Source organism: Arcobacter sp., assembly GCF_050300555.1.
Classification (GTDB): domain Bacteria; phylum Campylobacterota; class Campylobacteria; order Campylobacterales; family Arcobacteraceae; genus Arcobacter.
The window spans coordinates 1-20,721 of the sequence record NZ_JBNKXY010000014.1 but is presented as its reverse complement, the minus strand read 5'-3'; the positions used below and the strand labels follow the sequence as shown (position 1 = coordinate 20,721).

Sequence of the window (20,721 nt, the reverse complement as noted above, 5' to 3'; positions counted from 1 at the left end):
ATAATATATTTTATGTCTAGTATTAATAATCTATTTACACTATAGTAGATTTCCATATTTGTAATACGCCGCACATGCCCCTTCACTTGACACCATACAAGACCCTAAGGGGCTACTTGGCTTACATGCTGTTCCAAATACTTTACAATCCTTTGGATTTGCCTTACCTTTTAATATCTCCCCACAAATACATAGTTTATGGTCATCTATCTCTTTATTTGGTAATATACTCTCATATATTTTTTCAGCATTTAGATAATCATATTGTTCTTTTAATTGTAAGGCACTATTTGGGATATCTCCGATACCTCTCCATCTAAAGTGACTTCTTCTTTCAAAGAATTTATCATTTAACTCTTGGGCTTTTAGATTTCCCTCATAGGATACAAGTCTTTTATACTCTATTTCTAACTCACATCTATTTTCTATAAATTGTTTAACTAACATAGAGATTGATTGCATAACATCAACTGGCTCAAAACCAGATACTACCACTGGCTTTTTATAATTCCTTGGAAACTCTTCATAAATCTTACTTCCAGTTATAACACTCACATGAGAAGGTCCTATAAAAGCATCTATGTTATTTGTATCATCATCTAGTATTACACGCATTGGTTCAGGTACTGTTATATGGTTGATATGAAATAAAATATTTTTTATATCTTCTGTTATTACATGGTTTATCAAAGCACTTGTCATAGGCGTAGTTGTTTCAAAACCTATGGCAAAAAAGATTATCTTTTTATTTGGATTTTCATTTGCAATTTTTATACACTCCAAAGGAGAATATACAAACCTAACATCAGCACCTTTACTTCTTGCATCTTGTAAGTTACCATTACTTCCTGGTACCTTTATCATATCACCTAAAGTTACAAGTATCACATCTTCTTGCATACTTAAAATATAAGCATGGTCGATTCTCTCTTTTGGCATAACACAAACAGGACAACCAGGACCGTGTATAAATTTGATATTGGAAGGGAGTAATTGAAGTAATCCATACTTCATGATAGTGTGGGTATGTCCCCCACAAACTTCCATGATATTTATTGATTTAAGTAATTTTTTCGCATCTTCTTCTATTATTTTTTGAAAAGCTTTGATAGTTTTAGCATCCCTAAAACCATCATATAAATCTTTTAGTTGTAGTTCACCCATAACACTACCTAGTAAGACTTATCAGCTTCTAATATCGCCTCTTTTCTCTCTAATTCATCCATTTTGTCTATTATCTCTTTATAAACTTTCAATGACTCTAGGGCATCTTCTTCATCAATTTTATTCATAGCAAAACCAATATGAATAAGTACATAATCACCCACAACTACATCTTGGTCAATTAAATCTAAACTAGCACTTCGCTCAACACCCATTGTATCAACAATACAAGTGTTCATCTCAGTATTTATACTTTTTATTTTTGAAGGGATTGATAAACACATACTATGACCTCATACTTCTTTTAAAATTAACCCAATCAATTACTTTTTTGATTGATTTTTCATCTTTTGTTGATACTTCTATAATATCCACACTTGGGTTTAGTTTTCTTGCAGCTTCTTTTTCTTTTTGGATATCATAATCAAAATATGGCAATAAATCTGTTTTTGTAATTAAAATCAAATCTGCACATCTAAACATCACGGGATATTTTTCTATTTTATCTTCACCTTCTGGAACTGAAACCAAAACGATATTTAAGTGAGTTCCCACATCATATGAAGCTGGACATACTAGATTTCCTACATTTTCCACAAAACATACATCAATATCTTCTAAAGAGATATCATGCAAACCTTTATGTACCATAAAAGCATCTAAGTGACAAGCACTTCCTGTTTGTATTTGTACTGCTTTTATTCCCTTAGCACTTAGTCTATCTGCATCCCTAGAAGTTTCTAAATCACCTTCTACAACAGCAAACTTGAAATCTACAAGATTGGCAAAACTCTCTAAAAGTGTTGTTTTTCCACTTCCTGGACTTGACATAAGATTTATACCAAGAACACCATTTTTTTCAAAGTGTGCTCTGTTATGTTCTGCTTCATGGTCATTTTTATCAAGTATTTTTTTTATGACTGATATTGTTTTTGCATCGTTTAGCTGTGGGTTATGATGTAGTGTTTCATGGGCAGCTTGATGGCTATGACTTTCATGGGAATGAGAGTGATTATGTTCATGGTCATGATGATGGTGATGGTCTGTTATGCTACAACCGCAATCTTTACACATAAGTTTTCCTTTTAAAATGTCTTATTTTAAAAGGAAATTTTTATTAAATATCCCATTAAAAAAGACTTTTTTAATTTTATGAATAGTTATTCATTTGAGAAAGTTTAATGAAACTAATCTAAAAGAAAACTAAAATATGGATTTCTTGTGTAATTTTAGAACAAGTTTAGATAAAAAGGAGTTCTATTTATACAAAACTAGCTGATGTCTCTTTTAAAATATTATTTACATCTAGTGATTCACCATTGTATTTAACTAATTTAATACCTTGTGAAGTAAAAGATTTAGCAGTATTTTTACAAGCTTTTTTTACAACTATATAATTACAATCACTCAATGCTACACCCATTTTATTGTGTTGAGCAATATGTTCTTCGTCATCGTGTGAGTGATTACATTCATGTTCTTCTTCCGCATGGTCGTGGTCTAGGTCAGTTCTAGGATTTTGAATGATAGAATTTAGTTTGAAAGAACGGAACATCCCTGTTCCACTTTGTTCAAATATAGCAAACTTAGGAGTATGTCCAGCATTGCTAAAAAAGGTTAAATTTTCATCTTTTACGGGAATAGCTATTTTCATTTTTTTGCCTTATTTTATTATATTTTTAGTATATGCAATTATTACTCCATAACTATTAAGAAAAGGTTATAAATTTATTATAATCTTTCTAAACTATTATTATCTAATTTATATATTGTAGGAGTAAGACTATCTATAAAACTTTTATGGTGAGATACTATTATCATAGATTTTTTTATACTATTTAAAATATTTACAATCTTTTTTTCTGATTCTTCATCTAAAGCATTTGTAGGTTCATCTAGTAATATTATTTTTGGCTTTAAAATAAGTAATCCCGCAAGGGCAACTATTTTTTGTTCACCTCCACTTAAATCAAATATTACCCTATGTTTTAAGTGTTTTATTTTTAACTCTTCTAAAATCTCATCTGCTTTTAATAAAGCATCTTCTTTATTCTCTCCCCTTGCTCTTAACGAAAAGATAACATCTTCAATAACAGTTGGGCATAGGAAGTGATTAGATACATCTTGAGGCAAATATGCTATGTCATTTCTATATTTTTTAAAATCTTTTAAATTGAAAATTTTATTATGAAATATTTCAACATATCCATTACTAGGTGTTATAAGTCCCGCAATGATTTTTAAAAGTGTACTTTTACCAGATCCATTTGAACCTATTATTGCTATTTTTTCTTCATGTCCAAGATTTAAATTTATATCATTGAATAAATCTTTTTTATTATGTTTGTAAGATACACCTCGTAGATTAACTGAACAACTCATAAAATACCTTTATATAAATTATAACTATCAAAACAAATAATAATATCTCATATGTAGCTATTTTATCTGATTTTATAAAGAAAATTCTATTTTCAAAACCCCTTGCAATCATACTGCATCGCATGTCTTCTGATTTTTTGATTGCTTTTATAAATATCATTGCAAAAATATTTCCATATGTTTGATAAGTAAATAATGAAGTTCTACTTCTAAAACCCCTTGATTTTAGACTATTTTTAGTCTCTTTAAAATTTAACATTAGATGTTCTATTAGTGAAATAGTAAAATAAAACACACTTACAAATTTTGCTGGAAAATTCAAACTATCAAATCCTCTTACGATATCATATCCCCTTGATTTGTAAAACAGAGTTATATTAAATAGTAAGATTAAATTTGTTCTAAAAAATAGTTCAATAGCCTCATTTTTATTTTGGAAAAATACAAATAAAACTAATATAAAAATAAAAAAATTTAAAAAAAAGAGTTTTTTTAATATCTTTTTTAGATTATCTTTTTCAAAAAAAAGCACCATAAAAATAGCTAATAAAAAAATATAATCCAAAGTAAAAAATGCTACAACTATAGAAAATAGTAGTGAATTTATTAAATGTAAAGACTCTTTGTTCACTTTTTAAATCTTTTTAAAAGAAAAAATATTAAAGCAATTAGAGCCAAACCAATAAATATATCTAAATATTTTTTCTCTTCTTCATTTTTTAAGTGGGTTTTTAAATCTTCATTTTTTATATGCTCTAAAGATAAACTCTCTTTTGCTATATGCCCACCACTAGCGTCAACTATTATATCAATATCTTTATACTTAGATGTAAAGAAATATTTTCCTTCCTCATTTAAAACATCTTCTAAGATAACTTTTTTATTATTTTCAACTATTAACCTACAGTTTTTACATGGAGCACCACTTGCAAAATATGAGTATATCTCAATTTTATCCTTTTCATTTGTAATAAAAAGGTTAACCTTGTGTGCGTAAGAAAAACTACATAATAAAAACAAAAAAATAAAATATTTCAAATCAAACCTTTAATATCTTTGGATAAACTTTTTTTATAAATAGAAGTAAAAACATACTAACAATTCCTTCTATTATCATAGTTATAATATTTACAGAAAATATCGTATATGCTGCATAACTGTACTCTTCTTTTGAAAAATATAAAATCAAAGTAAGAAATAATGTAGCAAAAAATGTACCAATAAATCCTACTAAAAAGAATTTTATTTTATCATTTAGCTTTTTAAATAAATCAAAATTATATAAATAATAAACAATAATTGCAGGTGTTGCCATAATAAAAAGATTTACACCCAAAGAAGCAACTCCTCCATAACCTAAAAGTAAAGCTTGTAAAAGTAGTGCAATAAAAATAGAGACAAAACTACTCCAGCCAATCAAAATACCAATGACACCTAAAAGTATCAAATGAATCTGTGTGATTCCAAAGGGTATATGGATAAATGAAGCGATAAAAAACATAGCACTAGCAACTGCAGTTAAAGTTATCTCTTCATTTTTAAGCTCTTTAATTGCTTTAATTAATGCGATTAAAGATAGTGTTGATACAGCTATTGTAATAACAGGAGTTAGTACACCATCAGCTATATGCATATTAGTAAGCTTTTACCCAAATTAGTGCACCATTTTCTACAGGATATGATTTTCCATCTTTATATTTTAACTCACCCTCTTCTATTAGTGCTGCAAATCCCCACCAACCTTTGTGGTTCATAACAAAGGAAAATACTCCATTATCATCTGTTTTAACAACTTGTGTTACATGGGCATCACTTGGAGCTTTTAGTCCAAATTCATTGTATAGTTCAACTTCCACTTCAACATTTGCTGCAGCTTTTCCATTGTGTAAAACTTTCCCTTGAAATAAGTTTCCACTATAAAATCCAAAAGGTTTTGTCATTGGTATAATTTCATATTTTAAACCAATTGGCTCATCCCATCCATCTTCTAGTCCAAAAGAACTAATGATAAGTTTTGGTACATGGGATATAAACTTCTCTTCTGCTGGCTCGAAATAAGGCTGTGGCTGTACAAAAAACTTATATACTCCTGGCATATTTATTTTATAATCAGCCAGCCAAGATTTATGCTCTAACTTTTTTGTTTCTTTTAATTCAATACTATTTTTTGTACTATTTAAATATAATTTTGGCTTTTCCATTGTCATTCCACTTTGCTCAAAGGGATGAATAAATGAAATGTCAAATTTTATATTTGATTCATTTTTATTAGATACATTGTCACTATTTGATAAAAAGGTCAAAAAGTGTGCATTTGCATATAAACTAAAGGCAACTACAATAAATAAAATTTTTTTCATTTTAATTTCCTATTCAAAATTTTGAAAATTATATATCTTGTGTTGTTATAGTATAATAAATTTTTATATCATCTTATGTATTTTTAGAACAAAAAATATACAGTTTTAAATATCAAAAAAATAATGGTACAATTTCACAAATGAAAAATATACCTAAACTTGTACTTTTAACACTACTTTTACTTGCCATGACAACTATGATGTCAAATGTTGCAATAGTAACATCACTACCACATCTAAAAGAGTATTTTACACAGGTAAATAATATAGAGTTTTATTCAAGATTGATGCTAACTTTACCATCCTTTGTTATAGCATTACTTGCACCTTTTTTGGGACATTTTGTTTTTAGATTTGGTAAAAAAAGATCAGCACTTATTGCACTTTTTTTCTTTTCACTTTTTGGAACTGCAGGTTTATACCTTGATAGCATGGAAACACTTTTAGCTTCAAGGGCACTGTTTGGTTTAAGCGTTGCTACATTGATGATAGTTTCTACTTCGTTGATTGGTGATTATTTTAAAGAAGAAGAAAGACATAAATTTATGGGCTACCAAAGTGCTTTTATGGCAATTGGTGGTGTATTTTTTGTCATTGGCGGTGGTATTTTATCTGATATAAATTGGAGATTGCCATTTGGTATATATTTTATAGGTTTGATTTTATTACCTTTAGTTTATATAAACCTAAAAGAAGTTGTAATAGAAGAGACTAAAGAAGAGGAGTCAATCCACTTAGGTAAAAATATTTTAATAGTATATTTCCTTGCTTTTTTTTATATGTTAGTATTTTTTATTTTACCCACACAAATACCTTTTTTATTGTTAGAAAAATTTAAAACTACTGGCTCTTTTGCAGGAGTTATAATCTCAGTTGCATTTTTTTGCAATGCCTTAGGTGCCATTGCTTTTTCAAAACTAAAACCAAAATTTTCCTATGCAACCATTTATATATCATCACTAGGACTAATAGCTTTAGGTTTTACAATTGTTGGACTTATAAATAATGTTTTCTTCTTTTTTATCACAAGTCCTATTTTAGGTTTTTCTGGTGGTGTTATGATGACAAATGTAACTGCATGGATGTTGAGTAAAACTACCTTCAAAAAAAGAGTAAAAAGCTCTGGATATTTTACTTCATGCCTTTTTTTAGGGCAGTTTTCTTCACCAATTATATTTCATCCACTAATCAATATATTTGAAATACAAGATTTCTTTTTAGTAATAGGATTAGGGTTACTTACAATAACTACCATTGCTGTTATATCTAAAAAATTTATATTGAAATAATATTTTTTATAGTTCTTTTTCTTCACTTAAATATAACTTTAGATATAATTTTTTATGAATATAACAATCTGTCCATTTTGTAATCATGATTCTTTTTATAATTTACAAGATAATTATAAAAAATGTAAATCATGTAAAACTAAATTTTCAATGACAAAATTAGAAACTGATTTAAAAATAATAAACTATTTTTGTAATAATATTAATGCAAATAAAACTGCAAAAATATTGAACCTAAACTATAGAACAGTACAAAATAGGTATATGCTTTTTAGAAAACTTATCGCAAGTTTTTTAGAGGAGGTATATAATAGTAGTGTTAAAGATAATAGTTCATACCAAGAGTACTATTATTTTACTCAAAACAATCAAAATAAAAAAACTCGTTCATTATTTGATGCTATAAATATCATTGGTTTTTATTCTAGTAAAAAAATATATACACTTCTTATGCCAAAGCTACCTAAATATAGTGCACAAACAAGTACAAAAGATTATGAATACTATTTAAAATGGCATAAACTTTATTCGATAAATTCATATAAAACACCATTAGGTATTTTTTGGAAATATTTAGAAGAAAATCTAAAAAAATATAAAGGGGTAGATGAGAAAAATTTCTTTTATTATTTAAAGGAGTGTGAATTTAAATTTAATTATTTACAAAATATACAAATAGAGATTTTAAAAAATCTCTACTTTAATAAAAATGGCATATCCCTTTGAAGTGATTTTAGTAAATCTTCATTTAAAAATAATTTTGCAAATTCCTCTTTACTTTTAAATGCTTGAACACAAACATATCTATTTCTTTTTATAAGTTCTAAAGGCTCATCTATAAAGTTTTTATACTCTAGATTATTTTGATAATAATCATACATCATTTTTAAATCTTCTTCCATAACACTATCTTTTAACATTACTACATTATCTTCTAAAAACTCTATAACATTTTCTTCATCATCTTTAAGATGACAAAAAGCTTCAACAACATCTATAAATCTCATATCAAATTTAAAACCTTGTAGTAATAGCTCTTTTAATTGTTCTATTTTGTTGTTTTGAAAATAGTATTGCATAAGAAGAGTTAAATAGTGTTCTTTAACATCACTATCATATTCACTTAAATTTTCTTCTACTTTTTCTAAATCAAAAATTATATTTTCATTTATATTTTTTTCATGTATTATTGCGCATTGAGCAATTACTTCATGTAATCTATCATCCATAAAAAGTCCTACTTATACTTAAATTTAAAGATAGATTATAGTAAATATTATTAATTTATTGTTAAATCAAAGTGGTTAATATTACACACTTAAAAAAGGATTTATATGTTTAAAACTGCTTTAAATAGATTTAGAATAATTTCATATATCGAAGGTTTATCTTATTTGACACTTTTATTTATTGCAATGCCAATAAAGTATATAGGTGAAAACCCATACCCTGTAAAAGTTATAGGTATGACACATGGTGTTTTATTTATTTTGTTTATGATTTTTTTATTTGAAACAATGAGAAAATATAATTGGGAAAATAGATTTAGTCTTAAACTATTTGTTTATTCTATTGTTCCTTTTGGTTCATTTATTATAGAAAAAAGAGTAAAAAAACTAATTTAGATTAATAGGAAGTATTAATCTAAATATTGCACCTTTTTGGGTTTTATTTTCATAATCATAGGTGGTATTAACTGCTGTAATAGAACCTTTTAAATGTAACTCAACTAAGAGTTTACTCATATTTAAACCTATTCCTGTCCCATGGTATTGTTTTTTAGTGGTAAAATAAGCTTCAAAAATTTTATTTATAATCTTTTCTTCTACTCCTCCACCATTATCTTTTATCTCGATTATTAAATTATCATCACTTTTATAAGCATCTATAAATAAATATTTTATTCCTTCTTTTACATTTTCATCTAAAGCATCTTTGGCATTTGTAAATATATTTAAAAAGACTTGGATTAAGTCATTTTCACTAGATTTAAACTCTATATTTTCTATATTTTTAATAATTACAAAATTATCTTTTAAATACCTTGAGCCAGCTAATAAAAGTGCCTTATCTATAATATCTTCAATATTAACAAGCTTTAATTCTTTTTCCATATTAAAAAAACTTCTAAAATCATCTATTGTGTTAGATAAATATTTAGCTGTACTTAGTATATGTTCTAATGTTTCATTTAACTCTTCATTACTTAAAGTTGACATCTCTTTTTTAAGCTGAATACCACTTGCAGCAACTGATATATTTGATAAAGGCTGTCTCCATTGATGTGCAATATTTTCTATCATTTCTCCCATGGAAGCCATTTTTGATTGTTTTAAAAGAATTTTATTTTTCTCTTCATTTTTTTCTATCTCTTCTCTTACTTTATTATTTAAATCAATATTTAATTTTTTCAAAAGAGATTGTCGATAAATCAATGCAATTAAAAATAGCACAATAAACATTATTAGTGAAAGTTTAATAATATAATTATAATCTAAGCCTTTTTGATAATTTACTGAAATCCATTTATTAAGTATCTCTTGCTTTTGAGATTCTGGAATAGTATCTAGAACTTTGTCAAATATATCTCTTAATATAGGTTCATCATTTCTAATACCAACACTTAAATTTGATTGTTCATCCAATCTTCCAGTGATTTTTAATTCTCCAATATACCCCTTTTGAATTGCATATGCTAATGTTGGGACAGTATCTATTAAACCAAAAACTTTACCTTTTTTTACTAATTCTATACCTTCATCAATATTATTTACTTCAACAAACTTTATAAATGGATATTTTTTTCTCATTAATTCCGAATAAGCATAATCTTTTATTACTGCAAATTTTTCATTTTTAACTTGTAAAATATTATCAACAAAAGGTTTGTCAATCACAGAAACCATAGCCAAGGAAGAGTTTATAAAAGATTTTGTAAAGACTAAATATTCACGTCTTTTTAATGTATCTATTGCAGTTGATACAATATCACATTTTCTTTTTTTAGCATATTCAAGAGTCTGAGACCAACTATTAGTTGGAATTAACTTAATTTTAACATCAATTACATTTTCAATAAAATGTATATACTCTGCAACTATTCCAATATGTTTATTATTTTCTATTTTTTCATAGGGCAACCAATTAGGCTCAACACACATCGTAATAAATTTTTTATCTTTTAAATATATTTGCTCATCTTTTGTTAAAAGGGAGTCTATATTATCATTTGAATATATAAACTCTTTTAAATCTATATCATTGTTAATATATCTTAGAAGTTTATATGTATTGATTATTGAATTGATTTTTTCACTTGAAACTGTTCCAATATTTCCATCTTTATCATAAACAAGTTTTTTCATTTCATTGGCTTCAAATATCAAACTTTTTAAATCTTTATTTTGTGAATTATATTTTTTGTAAATAAGTTTTGCTGTTTCTTCTATGTTATTAAAAGCATATTCCCAACCTTTTATAGTCGCATCATAAAAATCTTTTACCAATTTAGGGTCTTTATTTAAAAGTTCTTTAGAAGTAAATATAAGCTCTTCATAAAAGTCAAATCCATAATCTTTTGGATGAAATATTATGGATTCATAACCTTTTTCTTTTAAAAGAAAGGGCTCATTTGTAACATATCCAAGCATCAAATCTGTTTTTTTATCTATTAAATCATACACATTATAACTATGGTCAATTATGTTTAAGTCATCTAAAGAGATATCATTTACTTTTAGCATTGACTGCAAGGTAGCAAACATTTCTTGCTCATTTGTAAGCATTACTTTTTTATTTTTAATGTCTTTTATTGTTTTAATATTTGAATTTTTTAGTGCAATAAGAACTAAAGGAGATGATTGAAAAATTGTTCCAAGTAGAACTACATCTTTACCTTTTGATTTATCTATTAATAAAGAGCTAGAAGTCATTCCAAAATCAACTTCTTTAGATAATACTTTATCAACAATATTTATATCAGGATCATATTCAATAAATTGAGTTTCAATTCCAAGGTCTTTATAAAACCCTTTTTCTTTTGCAATATAAAATCCTGCAAATTCAAATTGATTTAGCCACATAAATTGAAGTTTTACTTTTTTAAGTTCATTGGCATATAAAAAGGTAGTAATGAATATCAGTAATACTAATAACTTTTTCATATATAAACCTTACAACTCTTAATTTATAATTTTAGTAATATATTATTAAATAAAGATTATGATTATGAAATAGTTTTTAATCTTTTTAACTAAGCTAAGCTGATAAAAAATTAAAGTAATTTATTTCAAAATTATTGTATCATTAGAATAACTAATATTAAAAGGATTCAAAATGAATAAAAATATTGGAAAAGTAGATAAGGTTATAAGAATTGTTGTTGGTGTTGCTATTATTGCTTTTGGATTGGTAAACAATAGCTGGTTGGGTCTAATTGGGTTAATTCCATTAGGTACTGCACTAATTGGTTGGTGTCCATTATATTGTCCACTTAAAATCAACACTACATGTGATAAAGAAAATTGTGAGAAATAGGTAAAGGAGAGTTTTAAAAACTCTCCCAACCATCAGTACCACTATTTTTTATTAATTCTTTTTCAGTAGTTCCTATTGGATCATATGATTTTGTATTTATAGGTTTTGCTTTTGCTTCATTTTTACCTTTAAATTCTTTTGTATCTGCATCACTTACTACAAGTTTTGCTATTTGGTCTGTAACTATTGCTACATCATGAGTTTGGGATGCTATCTTAGCATTTTCTTGGGTTTGTCTATCCAATTGAGTTACTGCTGTATTGATTTGTTCTATTCCCATCAATTGTTCTTTACTTGACATCTCTATATCTGAAATTAGATTACTTGTTTTTTGGATATTTTCGTTTAATTCTTTATATCCTGCTATCATATTTCCAGCTATAGTTTTACCTTCATTTGCTTTTGAGGTTGCGTTTTCTACTAAAGATTTTATCTCTTTAGCTGCTTCTGCTGACCTTGATGCTAGGTTTCGCACTTCAGCAGCTACTACTGCAAATCCTTTTCCAGCTTCACCTGCTGTTGCTGCTTCTACTGCTGCATTTAAAGAAAGGATATTTGTTTGGAAGGCTATTTGGTCTATTATACTTATAGCTTCATTTATTGAATTTACTTGAACATTTATTTCATCCATAGCCATTGTTGTTTGATTTGCTAGATTCTCTCCATTTGAAGCAGAGGTTGTCACATTACTCGAATAGTTTGCCATTTTTGCTATATTTTGAGTATTGTTTCTTATATTAGAAGTGATTTCTTCTAAAGCTGCTGCTGTCTCTTCTAAACTTGCTGCTGCTTCATTTGAACTTTGATTTAATTTATCTACATTTACTAAAAGGATATCTGAGCTTTTATCAAGTGTTAGACCATTGATTTTATTTTCTAACAACATTTCAGTAATTGAATCTCCAAGACCATTTACACCACTTGCTAGTTTAAGAAGGTGTTCTTTTAGATTTTTAGTATCTATTTTATTTAGGTAATTATATTTTGCATATTCTTCTATTATATCTAGTACATTATCTATATTATTCTCTAAGTTATCTGCCATTTTATTAAGCACATCTTTTAATTGCATCAAGGCTGGGTTTGAAACATTCATATCTAATCTTTGACAAAGGTCACCTTGTTCAAATTCACTTAGTACTGCTATTGTTTCATCTATTAGTTTTCTATCTTCTTCTATACCTTTTTGAGTTATTAAAATATTCTCATTGACCACTTTTGCCATCTCACCAAATTCATCTTTTGAGTCAATGTCTATTAAATCAGTCTTTGTTGATTCTCTATTTAAATAAGCGAAAAAGCCAATAAGTCCATCTTTTAATCGATTCAATCCATTGATAATAGAATTAGCAATAAGCGTAGCTAAAATAATGAGCATAATAAAAGCAGTGATTGAAACTACAATGATTGTTTTCTTAAGAGAGTCTATCTCTTCTTGTGCTTGCATAGTTTGACCTCTTCTAAAATCAGTCACCAAACCTCCAACTTTTCTGGCATTTTCCACCATAATTTTTTCTTCAGGATTATTTATATCATATTTATCAACAATTTGATTTTCAAATTGTTTAACCAAAATTAAAAAATCATTTCTATATGTTTGAATTGAATATTTAATTCCATTTAGCATTTCAATATTTTTTGGATTTTTAAATCTTTTTGAAAGTTCATCTAAAATTTTGATACTATCTTCGTAAGCACTTTTATGTTTATCAAGACTCTCTTGATCCTTTCTGATAATAAAGTTTTTCTCTTGTCTTCTCATTTCATTAAATCTTCTGTCAACTTTTCCAAGGATATCAGCCTTATCCTGTCTGTCAACTGTCGCATTTAGTTGTAATATTGTAGGTACAGATACAACACCTAAAGCCAAAATACCTAATACTACTATTAGAAATATTTTGGTTCTCATCTTAAGATTCTTCAACATTATTTTTCCTTTGTTATGTCTTTAATTTAAAAAATTATTTTTGTATTATAAGAATAATTTTTAATAGTAAACTTAAAATTATTAATTAATTTTAACTCCTATTTATAGGAATTATCAGAATTATTAATAATAATTATAAATTTTTATAAATTATTATTTATAGTAAATTTGTCCGATAGAAATACCTTGGTCATTTAGTGGTATTTTTTTAGAATAATAAAGTATTGTATTATTTTCTTTAAACTTTTTGCTTAATTGTTCAAGTAATATTCTGTTTTGAAAAACTCCACCAGATAAGACTACTTTTAAATCTTTATTTTCAAGTGAAATTTCACAAATAAGATTTACAAGCATATTTATAAACTTTGAACAAATAAGTTTTTTATCTCTATCTTTTAAGATTTCAAATATAACTTCTGATAAATCAATTTGATTATCAATTATCTTATAAGAGTATGCTTCTTTGATATTATCATCATACTCTTTTTCTATTTGAAGTCCTGTTTCCCCCTCGTAAGTTTGTATTTGTAAAATATCTGCAAATGAAGCAATAGCATCAAATACTCTTCCCAAAGAGCTAGTTAATGGTGCATTTAATCCCTTTTCCCACATTTTATGAAGTAACTCTATTTCTTTTTTTGAAAAAGATTTTACACAAGCATTATCTAAACTTAAAACTTCTTCTAAACTAAAATTATCAAATAATAAAGATAAAGCAATACGACGTGGTTCTTTTACTGCTTTTTCTCCACCTAAAAGTTTGAAATATTTTATATGAAACAATCTTTCATAAGAAGTTCTATTTGCTAAAAAAACTTCCCCACCCCATATATTTCCATCGTCACCATATCCAGTACCATCAAAAACAAAAGCTAAAACATCTTCATCTAAGTTGTACTCTGCCATTGTGGCTAAAGTGTGTGCAAAGTGATGTTGTATTTGTATTAATTCTTTGTTTTGATTTTTAGCCCATTTAGTTGTTTCATAATTTGGATGTTTATCACAAACTATTTTTTCTGGTTTAAAATCATAAAATGTTTCAAAGGTATTTACACTTTTTTGAAAATACTCCATTGAGATTATAGAGTTCAAATCTCCAATATAAGGGGAAGAGATAATATTATCCTCAAAACCTAAAGAAATAGAGCTTTTTTGGTTTGCACCTACTGCTAATATTTTTTTATTAAACTTTTTATCTACTTTAAAAGATATTGGAGCATAACCTCTAGCTAATCTTAATATTTGAATATCCTCATTTATTACTTGTACAATAGAATCATCACAAGCATTTATAATCTCTCTATTAAAATCAAGTATATATTCAACTACATTTGATAATTTTGCAAAAATACTTTCAACATCTTTTATTATTGGTTCATCTTTTAGATTTGCACTTGTGGCGATTATTGGATTATTTAGATATCTAAAAAGTAAAATATGCAAAGGAGTATATGGTAAAAAAACTCCAAGTCTAGATATATTTGGTGCTACAAATTCTGTAATAGTTCTACTTTCATTTTTATTTACTATTACTATTGGTTTCTCTTTTGAAAGAATTATCTCTTCTTCTTTTTGACAAAGGGTTGTATGTTTTTTTATTTCATCAAGATTTTTGAACATCACAGCAAAAGGTTTTGTTGGACGATTTTTCTTTTCTCTTAATTTATTTACTACCTCTTCATTTGTTGCATCACAAATTAAATGAAAACCTCCCATTCCTTTTATGGCAACTATTTTACCCTCATTTATTAAAGTAGCTATTTGTTTTATAGCTTCTATGTTTGAAGCTAATTTATTTTTATTATTATCATATAAAGTAACTTGAGGTCCACACTTTTCGCAAGCAACTGGTTGAGCATGATATCTTCTATTTGTAGGATTTTCATACTCTTTTTTACACTCTTCACAAAGTTCAAATAAAGCCATTGAAGTATTACATCTATCATAGGGAACTGTTTTTATTATAGAGTATCTTGGACCACAGTTTGTACAGTTTGTTAGAGCATAGTTATATCTAAAGTTATTCTTATCATTTATATCATCTATGCAATCATCACATATGCAAATATCAGGTGAGATTATTGTTGATTTGTTGTTTGAAGTTATACTTTGTTTGATTTCAAAAGAGGTATATATTTGATTTGTAGTCACTTGAATTATATTTATTTCATCTATTTTGGCTAAAGGTGGTGGAGAATTTTTTAACTCGTTTAAAAAAGAGTTTATTTTTTTATCATTAGCTAATGATAAAAGTATATTTACACCTTTATCATCATTGTTAACCCAACCTTTAAGTTCATATTTCAAAGCCAAATTATAAACAAAAGGTCTAAATCCAACTCCTTGGACTAGCCCTTTAACCTCTATTTTTATAGATTCCATTAATTATCCAAATCTTTTTTATAATTGTATTGGAAAATTCTTATTATAAAATAATTTAATCTCATTTACATCACAAGATGTACCGTAAAAAAATCATAATTACAAAACAAATTGTAAAAGAGTGATGTATTATGAACATGTGATAAGTTATAACTACTTGTGGCATACAAAAATTAGTTCTGGAGATTTACGGTACAACTTCTAATGTAAAAATTTTATACTATTTTATGATTATTAATAATCTCCCTTTTAAATGAATAATTTGCTATTTTTTCTATAGAGATAGAATAATTATTTATTTTTAAATCCACGTCTAAATTTTTTAACTCTTTTAATAAAACATTTTCCATTGTTTTTACGGCACTAACTACCTCACTACTTAACTCAAAAGTAGTATCATTAGCTACTCTTTTAGGTACTATTCCTAAAACAAAAGTTGAAGGTAAATCACCATTTAGCTTAATCATATTAAGTGTTTGAAGCATCTCTACTTCATGGGCACTTCCTTGCCAATCAATTTTATCTGGTATTTTTAAATAATCAAAAAAATAAACATCTCCAGCTTTTGAATCTAAGGCATCAATACAATCTACTACAAATACCTTATCATATTTGATAATTTCTGGAATAAGTCTTTGAGCTAAAGTTCCACCATCAACAATATTTATAATATGTTTTGGTGAACTAAGCTCATATTTTTCATCAATATAATGGATAAAATGAGCTCCTATTCCTTCATCTTGAAATAGGATATTTCCTATTCCCAATATTAAAATATTCATTTTTTTTCTTTTTTATTATGCCAAGTGTATCCACTAAAAATAGCTTCAATAGCACCAGATTTTCCATAAATAGAATTAAATACTGCCATATAAATATGTATAGGTATAAACAATAAGAAAATCCACATTGTAATATGATGCCATTCCCTAACAGAAGATAATCCACCCATTAACACTTCAAAAGGTTTTAAAAACTCATAAAGCATTCCACCTAATCCCTCATGATATACATGCATGTATAAAATTAAACCCGTAAGTGAGATAATAAACAAATTTATAAAAATTATAAAATATGCGATAAATTGCAATGGATTATAAATACCTCTTCCTTCAGGATGGACACCTATTAACATATAATATTTTATTTGTTGTATCCATATTCTAAGACTTAAAAAATCAAAAAAAGATATTCTTTCCTTTTTACTGTGTCTATCAAAAATAAACAAATAGATTTTAACTAGCGTCGAACCAATTAAAACAAAACCAAAAATAATATGCCATGCTCTCCACAAAGCATTCATAAAATTTGTTGGCTCATCATTTACAAAAGGAGTTAAAAATGGATATGCTATATAAAACCCAGTTACTACAAGAACTAACATAGTCGCAACTCTAACCCAGTGGTTAAATCTTAGAACTCCCGAAAACTCAAACTTTTTTTCAATCATTTTTAATCCTTTATAGTTTAACAGCTACTTCCATAAACAGGATCAACTTTATATACTCCCAAATCTTTGCCTTTTGTATCCATTACATGAACAGCACAAGCAATACAAGGGTCAAAACTATGAATAACTCTTATTATCTCAAGAGGTTTTGTTATATCTTTTACTTTAAGTCCTATTAGATTTTGTTCATAAGCACCTTTAAAACCTTTTGCATCTTCAGGAGAAGCATTCCAAGTTGAAGGAACAACGGCTTGATAGTTTTCTACAACACCATTTTTGATTCTAATCCAGTGACTTAACATACCTCTTGGAACATCACCAATAAATCTTCCTTTATATTCTTTAGTATTATCAATTTTATATGTTGTACAAGTATCTTGGTCAACCTTTAAATTCTCAATTAAAGTATAAAATGTTTCCAAACCATTGTCTATAATTGCTTTTACTTGTAGTGCTCTTGCAGCTGTTCTACCTAAAGTAGTAAACAGTGCTTCTTTTGGAAGATTTGCTTTTGCTAAAAACTCATCTACTATTTTTACAATTTTTTTATTGCCTTTTGCATAAGAGACTAAAATAGCTGCTAAAGGACCAACTTCCATTGCTTTTCCATCATATCTTGGTGCTTTCATCCAAGAATATTTACCTTTCTCGTCAATAGATTTTGATTCTATCTCTTGTCCATCTATACCTATTGTAGCTCTTTGTTTCAAACCTGTATATTTTGGATTTGTTTTCCCATTATATGGATGTAGAGGTTCATCATCTTCATACCAAGAGTGAGTTGCTTCTTCTGTTATTAAATCTTCGTTTATAGAATAAACTTTTGATAAATCTCCATCTAAAATAATCCCTGTATCAAACAGATATTCACTTCTATTTAATTGCATCTCTTTATGTGACATAAAGTTCATAATTCCAGCTTTTGCAGTAACACTTGGTTCCTTAATATATACGCTAGCAGCCATAAGAATATCTGCATAATAAGCATGTTCAATAAAGTTTGCAACCTCTTTATATTTTACAAGGTATTCACCCATTCTTGAAGGGTCAAGTAAATCCATAACACAAGTTACACCACCAACAGTTAAACTTTGTGGATGTGGTTGTTTACCACCAAATATTGCCATTAGTTGTGCAGCAGTTCTTTGAACTTCTAAAGCTTTTAAATAGTGAGAAAGTGCTATCAAATTTTGTTCAGGAGTAAATTTAAATGTTTCATGCCCCCAATAAGCATTTGCAAAAGGTCCTAGTTCACCCCTTTGGACGAACTCTTTAACTCTTTTTTGCACCTTTATTAAATCATTTTCACCCGTTGCAATTGGAGAATCTGTATATTTAAATGCTTCTTTAGCTGCTTTAGCTGGATTTGCTTTTAGTGCTGATACAACATCAACCCAATCTAAACCATGAAGATGATAAAAATGTACCATATGGTCGTGCATAAATAAAGCTTGATTCATCAAACTTCTTGTAAGCTTAGCATTAAAAGGTGGAACAATATCAAGTGCATTTTCAACTGCTTCTATACCTGCTCTATAGTGAGAAAAAGTACAAACACCACAAATTCTTTGCATAAGAAATCCTGCATCTCTTGGATCTCTATTTTTTACAATAGTTTCTAAACCTCTCCATAGTGTAGCTGTTGAAAAAGCATTTTGAATTATATTATTTTCATCAACTTCAACTTCAATTCTTAAGTGCCCTTCAATCCTCGTAATTGGGTCAACTATTACTCTTTTATTTGCCATTTAGTGTTCCTCATCTTCTATTGGATTTTTAACTTTTGATATTATTGCATGAGCTGTAATTCCAACAGCGGCTGTTGCTAATATACCAACACCTATCTTATCTGCTGTTGCATCAGCTCCAGCTCCTCCAAATACTGTGTTATACAGTTTGTCACCAACAGGCTCTTCAAATGGACCCATTTTATCCCAAAAATCTGGTTCAGAACATCCTATACATCCATGCCCTGCTTGAATTGGCCAAGATGTATGTTGATTAAATTTATTTTTAGAACAATTATTAAAAGTATAAGGTCCTTTACATCCAACTTTATAAAGACAATAGCCTTTTTTTGAACCTTCATCACCAAATTTTTCTACAAACTCACCAGCATCAAAATGACCTCTTCTTTCACATAAATCATGAATTCTTTGTCCATATGCCCATTTTGGTCTATTATAAGCATCAAGTGCGGGTAAACTTCCATATAAAATATAATGTAAAAGTGTTCCAACAATATTTTTCTCACTTGGTGGACAACCTGGGACATTAATAACTGATTTATTTGTAATTTTAGATAAAGAAACGGCACCAGTTGGATTTGGAATAGCTGCTTGAACACCACCAAAAGAGGAACAACTACCAATTGCAAAAATTGCCTTTGCATGTTCACAAGCAACTTTTGCATTTTGCTCACCTGTATTAGCATGTCCTCCAATTGTAAGATAAAAATCCGTTTGACCTGATGGAATTCCACCTTCAACCATCAAAATATAATTTCCTTTATATTTTTCAATTGCATGTTCCAAATTTGCTTCTGCTTGCCATCCTGCACTTGCCATTAAAGTTTCATGGTATTCTAAAGAGATATAATCAAAGATCAAAGAATCAATTGATGGAGCATCCGTTCTTAAAAGTGATTCTGAACACCCTGTACACTCTGCCATATGTAACCAAATAATTGGTAGTCTATCACTAAGTTCTGTTGCTTTAGCTACAAGTGGAGTAAAACTTGCAGGTAAAGATAACATTGCAGCAATAGAAGTTGCCCAAGAAATAAACTCTCTTCTACTAATACCTTTTTCCTGTAAAACTTTTGGAATAGACTTTTGCTCATCTAATTTTGGAAGTTTTTCTAAATTATCTAATCTTTTTGACAACCTTTTAAATAAATCTAAATCCTTCACAACTTTTTTCCTTTTTAGATAAATAACTATTCAATATATATTATGAACAATTATTCATTTATTTTGAAAGAAATGTCACAAGAGTAAACATAACTTTTTCTAAAGACTATAATAAATTTTTAATATGTCGTGAGTATGACAAAAAACGAGTTTATAAGATTTTTTTTATTATTTTTACAATAAGTAGCTTGAAAAATATATCTTATATTTATTTAAAATAAACAAATATAAGATATATTTTTCTATTTTTAACATCTGAAAATGAAGCTTAAAATGATGGGAAGCTTAAAAACTTTCCCAATCATCAGTGCCATTATTT

General features: G+C 27.4%; 21 protein-coding genes. 4 read left to right on the top strand and 17 right to left on the bottom strand.

Annotation, left to right across the window (positions count from 1 at the left end; translation table 11 throughout):
• Nucleotides 1–39: 39 nt before the first annotated feature.
• The 9 genes from hypD to ACQY5W_RS10500 form a co-directional block, all read right to left on the bottom strand.
• The gene (gene hypD / locus ACQY5W_RS10540; RefSeq protein WP_428024929.1) at nucleotides 40–1,164 is read right to left on the bottom strand and encodes a hydrogenase formation protein HypD; all 1,125 of its coding nucleotides are present in this window, start codon (nucleotides 1,162–1,164) and stop codon (nucleotides 40–42) included.
• Nucleotides 1,165–1,172: 8 nt separating this feature from the next.
• The gene (locus ACQY5W_RS10535; protein ID WP_428024928.1) at nucleotides 1,173–1,448 is read right to left on the bottom strand and encodes a HypC/HybG/HupF family hydrogenase formation chaperone; all 276 of its coding nucleotides are present in this window, start codon (nucleotides 1,446–1,448) and stop codon (nucleotides 1,173–1,175) included.
• 1 nt (nucleotide 1,449) lies between these two features.
• On the bottom strand, nucleotides 1,450–2,238 hold the full coding sequence (gene hypB / locus ACQY5W_RS10530) for a hydrogenase nickel incorporation protein HypB (protein WP_428024927.1): 789 nt from the start codon (nucleotides 2,236–2,238) through the stop codon (nucleotides 1,450–1,452).
• A 187-nt stretch (nucleotides 2,239–2,425) separates the two neighbouring features.
• Nucleotides 2,426–2,818, bottom strand: a complete 393-nt coding sequence (locus tag ACQY5W_RS10525) for a NifB/NifX family molybdenum-iron cluster-binding protein (protein WP_428024926.1) — start codon at nucleotides 2,816–2,818, stop codon at nucleotides 2,426–2,428.
• A 77-nt stretch (nucleotides 2,819–2,895) separates the two neighbouring features.
• Entirely contained in the window at nucleotides 2,896–3,546 is a 651-nt protein-coding gene (locus ACQY5W_RS10520; RefSeq protein ID WP_428024925.1) for an energy-coupling factor ABC transporter ATP-binding protein, read from the bottom strand.
• Complete coding sequence (locus tag ACQY5W_RS10515; protein ID WP_428024924.1) at nucleotides 3,530–4,177, bottom strand: CbiQ family ECF transporter T component; 648 nt, start codon at nucleotides 4,175–4,177, stop codon at nucleotides 3,530–3,532. Before ACQY5W_RS10515 ends, ACQY5W_RS10520 begins: the two co-directional genes overlap by 17 nt.
• Nucleotides 4,174–4,584: a hypothetical protein gene (locus tag ACQY5W_RS10510; RefSeq protein WP_428024923.1), complete on the bottom strand. Its 411-nt coding sequence runs from the start codon at nucleotides 4,582–4,584 to the stop codon at nucleotides 4,174–4,176. The genes ACQY5W_RS10515 and ACQY5W_RS10510 overlap by 4 nt, the downstream gene beginning before the upstream one ends.
• Before the next feature lies 1 nt (nucleotide 4,585).
• Nucleotides 4,586–5,179, bottom strand: a complete 594-nt coding sequence (gene cbiM / locus ACQY5W_RS10505; protein WP_428024922.1) for a cobalt transporter CbiM — start codon at nucleotides 5,177–5,179, stop codon at nucleotides 4,586–4,588.
• A gap of 1 nt (nucleotide 5,180) precedes the next feature.
• Nucleotides 5,181–5,906: a DUF4198 domain-containing protein gene (locus tag ACQY5W_RS10500; RefSeq protein ID WP_428024921.1), complete on the bottom strand. Its 726-nt coding sequence runs from the start codon at nucleotides 5,904–5,906 to the stop codon at nucleotides 5,181–5,183.
• Nucleotides 5,907–6,046: 140 nt separating this feature from the next.
• Here ACQY5W_RS10500 and ACQY5W_RS10495 point away from each other — a divergent pair, with 140 nt between their 5' ends.
• Nucleotides 6,047–7,195 carry an MFS transporter gene (locus tag ACQY5W_RS10495; RefSeq protein WP_428024920.1) on the top strand — a complete coding sequence of 383 codons (1,149 nt, stop codon included), beginning with the start codon at nucleotides 6,047–6,049 and terminating at the stop codon, nucleotides 7,193–7,195.
• 54 nt (nucleotides 7,196–7,249) lie between these two features.
• Nucleotides 7,250–7,921 carry a hypothetical protein gene (locus tag ACQY5W_RS10490; protein ID WP_428024919.1) on the top strand — a complete coding sequence of 224 codons (672 nt, stop codon included), beginning with the start codon at nucleotides 7,250–7,252 and terminating at the stop codon, nucleotides 7,919–7,921.
• Here ACQY5W_RS10490 and ACQY5W_RS10485 read toward each other — a convergent pair.
• Nucleotides 7,891–8,424 carry a hypothetical protein gene (locus ACQY5W_RS10485; protein ID WP_428024918.1) on the bottom strand — a complete coding sequence of 178 codons (534 nt, stop codon included), beginning with the start codon at nucleotides 8,422–8,424 and terminating at the stop codon, nucleotides 7,891–7,893. The two genes, ACQY5W_RS10490 and ACQY5W_RS10485, sit on opposite strands and share 31 nt — an antisense overlap.
• A gap of 105 nt (nucleotides 8,425–8,529) precedes the next feature.
• Between ACQY5W_RS10485 and ACQY5W_RS10480 the strand changes: the two genes are divergently transcribed.
• The gene (locus tag ACQY5W_RS10480; protein ID WP_428024917.1) at nucleotides 8,530–8,820 is read left to right on the top strand and encodes a DUF3817 domain-containing protein; all 291 of its coding nucleotides are present in this window, start codon (nucleotides 8,530–8,532) and stop codon (nucleotides 8,818–8,820) included.
• Here the strand turns inward: ACQY5W_RS10480 and ACQY5W_RS10475 are convergent.
• Nucleotides 8,812–11,358: an ABC transporter substrate-binding protein gene (locus ACQY5W_RS10475; protein WP_428024916.1), complete on the bottom strand. Its 2,547-nt coding sequence runs from the start codon at nucleotides 11,356–11,358 to the stop codon at nucleotides 8,812–8,814. The genes ACQY5W_RS10480 and ACQY5W_RS10475 overlap by 9 nt on opposite strands.
• A 172-nt stretch (nucleotides 11,359–11,530) precedes the next feature.
• On the opposite strand from ACQY5W_RS10475, the gene ACQY5W_RS10470 reads away from it, so the two are divergent.
• The gene (locus ACQY5W_RS10470) at nucleotides 11,531–11,731 is read left to right on the top strand and encodes a YgaP family membrane protein (protein ID WP_428024915.1); all 201 of its coding nucleotides are present in this window, start codon (nucleotides 11,531–11,533) and stop codon (nucleotides 11,729–11,731) included.
• 13 nt (nucleotides 11,732–11,744) lie between these two features.
• Here the strand turns inward: ACQY5W_RS10470 and ACQY5W_RS10465 are convergent, their stop codons facing one another.
• The 6 genes from ACQY5W_RS10465 to ACQY5W_RS10440 all read right to left on the bottom strand — a co-directional run bounded on the left by ACQY5W_RS10465 (nucleotide 11,745) and on the right by ACQY5W_RS10440 (nucleotide 20,402).
• The gene (locus ACQY5W_RS10465; protein WP_428024914.1) at nucleotides 11,745–13,658 is read right to left on the bottom strand and encodes a methyl-accepting chemotaxis protein; all 1,914 of its coding nucleotides are present in this window, start codon (nucleotides 13,656–13,658) and stop codon (nucleotides 11,745–11,747) included.
• Nucleotides 13,659–13,811: 153 nt separating this feature from the next.
• Nucleotides 13,812–16,040 (bottom strand): carbamoyltransferase HypF, encoded by a 2,229-nt coding sequence (gene hypF, locus ACQY5W_RS10460; RefSeq protein WP_428024913.1) that lies wholly within the window; start codon nucleotides 16,038–16,040, stop codon nucleotides 13,812–13,814.
• A 215-nt stretch (nucleotides 16,041–16,255) separates the two neighbouring features.
• Entirely contained in the window at nucleotides 16,256–16,822 is a 567-nt protein-coding gene (locus ACQY5W_RS10455; protein ID WP_428024912.1) for a HyaD/HybD family hydrogenase maturation endopeptidase, read from the bottom strand.
• On the bottom strand, nucleotides 16,819–17,490 hold the full coding sequence (gene cybH, locus ACQY5W_RS10450) for a Ni/Fe-hydrogenase, b-type cytochrome subunit (protein ID WP_428024911.1): 672 nt from the start codon (nucleotides 17,488–17,490) through the stop codon (nucleotides 16,819–16,821). The genes ACQY5W_RS10455 and cybH overlap by 4 nt, the downstream gene beginning before the upstream one ends.
• A 17-nt stretch (nucleotides 17,491–17,507) precedes the next feature.
• On the bottom strand, nucleotides 17,508–19,238 hold the full coding sequence (locus ACQY5W_RS10445; protein ID WP_428024910.1) for a nickel-dependent hydrogenase large subunit: 1,731 nt from the start codon (nucleotides 19,236–19,238) through the stop codon (nucleotides 17,508–17,510).
• Nucleotides 19,239–20,402, bottom strand: coding sequence for a hydrogenase small subunit (locus ACQY5W_RS10440; RefSeq protein ID WP_428024909.1), 1,164 nt, complete (start codon nucleotides 20,400–20,402; stop codon nucleotides 19,239–19,241).
• Nucleotides 20,403–20,721 lie beyond the last annotated feature (319 nt).

Excerpts from the sequence above, each read along its gene's own strand:
- hypD (WP_428024929.1), bottom strand. The coding sequence starts at position 1,164 with ATGGGTGAACTACAACTAAAAGATTTATATGATGGTTTTAGGGATGCT.
- ACQY5W_RS10535 (WP_428024928.1), bottom strand. The coding sequence starts at position 1,448 with ATGTGTTTATCAATCCCTTCAAAAATAAAAAGTATAAATACTGAGATG.
- hypB (WP_428024927.1), bottom strand. The coding sequence starts at position 2,238 with ATGTGTAAAGATTGCGGTTGTAGCATAACAGACCATCACCATCATCAT.
- ACQY5W_RS10525 (WP_428024926.1), bottom strand. The coding sequence starts at position 2,818 with ATGAAAATAGCTATTCCCGTAAAAGATGAAAATTTAACCTTTTTTAGC.
- ACQY5W_RS10520 (WP_428024925.1), bottom strand. The coding sequence starts at position 3,546 with ATGAGTTGTTCAGTTAATCTACGAGGTGTATCTTACAAACATAATAAA.
- cbiM (WP_428024922.1), bottom strand. The coding sequence starts at position 5,179 with ATGCATATAGCTGATGGTGTACTAACTCCTGTTATTACAATAGCTGTA.
- ACQY5W_RS10500 (WP_428024921.1), bottom strand. The coding sequence starts at position 5,906 with ATGAAAAAAATTTTATTTATTGTAGTTGCCTTTAGTTTATATGCAAAT.
- ACQY5W_RS10495 (WP_428024920.1), top strand. The coding sequence starts at position 6,047 with ATGAAAAATATACCTAAACTTGTACTTTTAACACTACTTTTACTTGCC.
- ACQY5W_RS10490 (WP_428024919.1), top strand. The coding sequence starts at position 7,250 with ATGAATATAACAATCTGTCCATTTTGTAATCATGATTCTTTTTATAAT.
- ACQY5W_RS10485 (WP_428024918.1), bottom strand. The coding sequence starts at position 8,424 with ATGGATGATAGATTACATGAAGTAATTGCTCAATGCGCAATAATACAT.
- ACQY5W_RS10480 (WP_428024917.1), top strand. The coding sequence starts at position 8,530 with ATGTTTAAAACTGCTTTAAATAGATTTAGAATAATTTCATATATCGAA.
- ACQY5W_RS10475 (WP_428024916.1), bottom strand. The coding sequence starts at position 11,358 with ATGAAAAAGTTATTAGTATTACTGATATTCATTACTACCTTTTTATAT.
- ACQY5W_RS10470 (WP_428024915.1), top strand. The coding sequence starts at position 11,531 with ATGAATAAAAATATTGGAAAAGTAGATAAGGTTATAAGAATTGTTGTT.
- ACQY5W_RS10465 (WP_428024914.1), bottom strand. The coding sequence starts at position 13,658 with ATGTTGAAGAATCTTAAGATGAGAACCAAAATATTTCTAATAGTAGTA.
- hypF (WP_428024913.1), bottom strand. The coding sequence starts at position 16,040 with ATGGAATCTATAAAAATAGAGGTTAAAGGGCTAGTCCAAGGAGTTGGA.
- ACQY5W_RS10455 (WP_428024912.1), bottom strand. The coding sequence starts at position 16,822 with ATGAATATTTTAATATTGGGAATAGGAAATATCCTATTTCAAGATGAA.
- cybH (WP_428024911.1), bottom strand. The coding sequence starts at position 17,490 with ATGATTGAAAAAAAGTTTGAGTTTTCGGGAGTTCTAAGATTTAACCAC.
- ACQY5W_RS10445 (WP_428024910.1), bottom strand. The coding sequence starts at position 19,238 with ATGGCAAATAAAAGAGTAATAGTTGACCCAATTACGAGGATTGAAGGG.